3 protein-coding genes are annotated in these 3,151 nt (G+C 61.9%); all 3 read left to right on the forward strand.

All coding sequences use genetic code 11. The features are described from left to right. Positions 1 to 885: 885 nt before the first annotated feature. The 3 genes from AB0J46_RS41050 to AB0J46_RS41060 all read left to right on the forward strand — a co-directional run bounded on the left by AB0J46_RS41050 (position 886) and on the right by AB0J46_RS41060 (position 3,145). Positions 886 to 1,197, forward strand: coding sequence for a hypothetical protein (locus AB0J46_RS41050; RefSeq protein ID WP_364340243.1), 312 nt, complete (start codon positions 886 to 888; stop codon positions 1,195 to 1,197). A gap of 1,186 nt (positions 1,198 to 2,383) precedes the next feature. Further along, the gene (locus AB0J46_RS41055; RefSeq protein ID WP_364340245.1) at positions 2,384 to 2,860 is read left to right on the forward strand and encodes a GntR family transcriptional regulator; all 477 of its coding nucleotides are present in this window, start codon (positions 2,384 to 2,386) and stop codon (positions 2,858 to 2,860) included. Between the two features lie 42 nt (positions 2,861 to 2,902). Beyond that, complete coding sequence (locus AB0J46_RS41060; RefSeq protein WP_364340247.1) at positions 2,903 to 3,145, forward strand: GntR family transcriptional regulator; 243 nt, start codon at positions 2,903 to 2,905, stop codon at positions 3,143 to 3,145. Positions 3,146 to 3,151: the final 6 nt, after the last annotated feature.

A 3,151-nucleotide genomic window follows, 5' to 3' on the forward strand; every position in this document is an offset into this window, starting at 1 on the left:
CAGCAGCCTGGGCTACCGTAGCCCCGCCGACTACGAGGCTGCCGCAGCAGCCTGAACACCACAACGATGGTGTCCGTCAAAGCGGAACAAGCTCAGGGTCACTGGTGTGGGTGAGCGAGCTTGTTCAGTTGCTGACAGGTCACGCCAATGCGGACAAGGGCTCGGCGAGTGCGGTGGCGGCCTGGGCGCCTCGGTCGTGGCTTTGGGCGCCGAGCGGGAAGGGGTGGCCGCACTCGACGAGGTGGCGGAAGGTCTTGTGACGTCCTGGTCGACGGTACTTTGTGCGCAAAATAGTGATCACGAATGTTGTGTGTAGTAATTCGGGCGAGACCCAGCTTCCGCTTGCTGCGGTCACCGGCTCGACGCTTGTTACCAAGGGCTCGCCTGTACGTCGGCAGGTGGGCCAGTCAGCAGGGTGTGACGCTCACGCGTTCAGCAAATTATGCGGTCCCTGGTTCGGGAGGCTGCCATCTCATGTCCTACTTTCGCCTGAAGATTACCTGTCTTCTTTGGCTTACATGACCGGTAATGACAGGACATGGCGGTGCTACGTCCGTATTTCTACAGCCTGGCGGGTGAGGCTGAACGGTGGCGTACCTTCGATCCGGCTGCTCATTTAAACGCTCGGGCCTGACTGTGGCCCTTTGCAAGGAGCGGCGGCAGATTGATCCTCCTTATCTAGGTGGTCTTATTTCCCCCGACAAGGCGGACGGATGGGGACGTTCACCGGAAAAGCGTGGGTGGGCGGAGGAAGAAAACCACTCCGGGGCGCTTGTCGGGGATCGCTTCAGGCCGGGACGTCTTGCCAATATGTGCTCGCAGCAAGTGGGGGCCGGCCGCTGCGGGTGGGCTCCCTCGTCGTCCACTGGTAAGGGGTAGGGGTACGTGAACGTTGAGGTGGAGATCCTCGATCTACAACTCCGTCTGCAGGCGCTGGAGGCTCGCTCGTGCACGGGTGAGCGTGATGCGGTGCTGGCAGGGCTGGCTACGGCGAGGGCGGAGATCGTCGAGGTTCGCTCAGGGGTCGGTCGGGACTTTGAGATCCTCAACTTCGAGATCGCACGCCTTCGCGAACGGTTCGACGAGAGCTGCAAGGCCAGCCTGGCGGAGACGTTGACGATGCTTGAAGGGCTACGGTTCCAGCTCGATGATCTCGGACTCAGATTGGATCGCCTGTTGGCGAAAGATGATGCCTGACCGGCATTTGAGCCCCCGGTCTAGATCATGGGCTCTTTGTTGGGGTTGCTCGGCTGCTCCAACATTTGATGGCGATGATGCCGGAGGTCGGCTTCAGAGCTGGTTGGACCGGATCGGCCAGGAGAGGCGTCGGGAAATGGTGACGGCCATCCCGTACTCCTTCTAGGGCCTTGTCCGAGAACGAAGGAGCCAACGTGATGGCCGCGAGGAACAGTGTGCCGTCTTCGAGATGGCGTGCAAAGTTGTTTTGGAACTGTGGCTCCTACTTCTCTCTTCTCGGCCTGGCTTGGGACGGAATGGCAACGTGTCCCTCTTAGTCAGGAAAATCGGGCTTGAGTGACAGCTCGTTGGCGAATTGAAGTACGGCGACCGGAGCGGTTGGGCGGCACTCAGGATGGCGCATATATTCAGGGGGCAGAAGGTCTCGGCAAGCCCTGGTGAGCAATCTGTGAGCTTTGCAACAGTGTCGCCATCGTCGTTGGCCAACGCTGCTGGCCAACGAGACGACCGCATGCATGTAGAGAGTGTTCGTGTCGCGAGACGAATAGGTCTACACGGGCGGGCCTACGCAGGGCCGCAGAGCCGCGCTTGCGCGGCACAGGGAGCTTGAGGGGTGCGTTTGGGGTGGAAGGCTGGTTTTGTCAGGCTCTCCCAATAGCCTCGGGTGGGCATACAACGCGGGGTTCGTGCTGCTGCAGTTAGTGGCTCAGGGGCGGGATTTCTCTACGACCTAGAGGATGAGCCGATGATGAGTGCTGGTCTGGTGGGTGCCCGGGCTATCGGGCGTTGCCGGCCAGCAGACAGTCCCAGAGCAGCTGGGTTCTGAGGGCGGAGCCTCGGAAGGTCTCCTCCAGGATCGGGATGCTGCCGTTCTTGCGGGCTCGGCGGATGAAGCGCTGCCCTCCGATTTGGCAGAGCTCGTAGATCATGGGCGCGCAGTGACAGGTGTATGCGCGGACCCGTACGCGTTCGTAGGGGGAGCGTGCGGGATACCAGCGGATGGCTGTGCGGCCTGGGCGGGGTTCTGGGATGTGGATGCCGATGCAGGGTTCGTAGTCCAGGGAGAGTACGGCCATGGTCGGAGAATACGTCTGGTTGTATCCGCTCGTCTATTCGGAAAGATGACTCTGTCTGAGCAGGCAGGAGGATATGGGAGGGCTCGTACACCTTCGTCTATGTTGCCGGTGTGCTGGACTACGATGGCGACACCCACATCTACGTACAGATCGCGCAGATTCTTCGACGGCGGGTCGAGGGGCTCGCGTCTGGGCATCCCGTGCCGAGCGAGGCCGACATTCAGCACGAGTTCGGGGTCGCGCGGACGACGGCCCGCCGGGCCATCCACGTGTTGCGCGAGGAAGGGCTCATCTACACGGTCCAGGGCGAGGGAACGTTCGTCGGCGCGCCTGATGAAGCGCCGCGTAAGCAGCGGAAAGTGCCGCTCTATCGGCAGATCGCTTCCGATATGGCCAAGCAGATCAGTGCGGGGCACTTCCAGCCCAAGCGGGCGATCCCGGGTGAGACAGCGTTGGTGCAGCAGTACGACGTGGCGCGGGAGACGGTGCGGCGGGCCATGGCGTTGTTGCGGGAGCAAGGGTGGATCTACACCGTGCCGCAGCGTGGGAGTTACGTGTCGCCGGAAGAGTCGTGGCCCCAGGATTGAGATTCACTCATCTGCTTGTATCCAGACGTCTAAGGTATGAGCATGCTCGACCGAGACGGCCCTGTGCCGATCTATGTGCAGATTGCCGAGATGATCGAGGGTCAGATTCTGAGAGGTGAGCTGCTGGCCGGCGAGGCGGTGATGAGCGAGCTGGCCATGGAGGCCGAGTTCGACGTGGCGCGGTCAACCGTCCGGAACGTGGTGCGGGAGCTGCGTCGGCGGCAGCTCGTGCACACAGTGAAAGGGAAGGGGACGTTCGTCGGGGGCGCCATGGATGGGGTGTGAGACACG

Origin of the sequence: Nonomuraea sp. NPDC049758 (genome assembly GCF_040674635.1) — a bacterium.
Taxonomy (GTDB): domain Bacteria; phylum Actinomycetota; class Actinomycetes; order Streptosporangiales; family Streptosporangiaceae; genus Nonomuraea.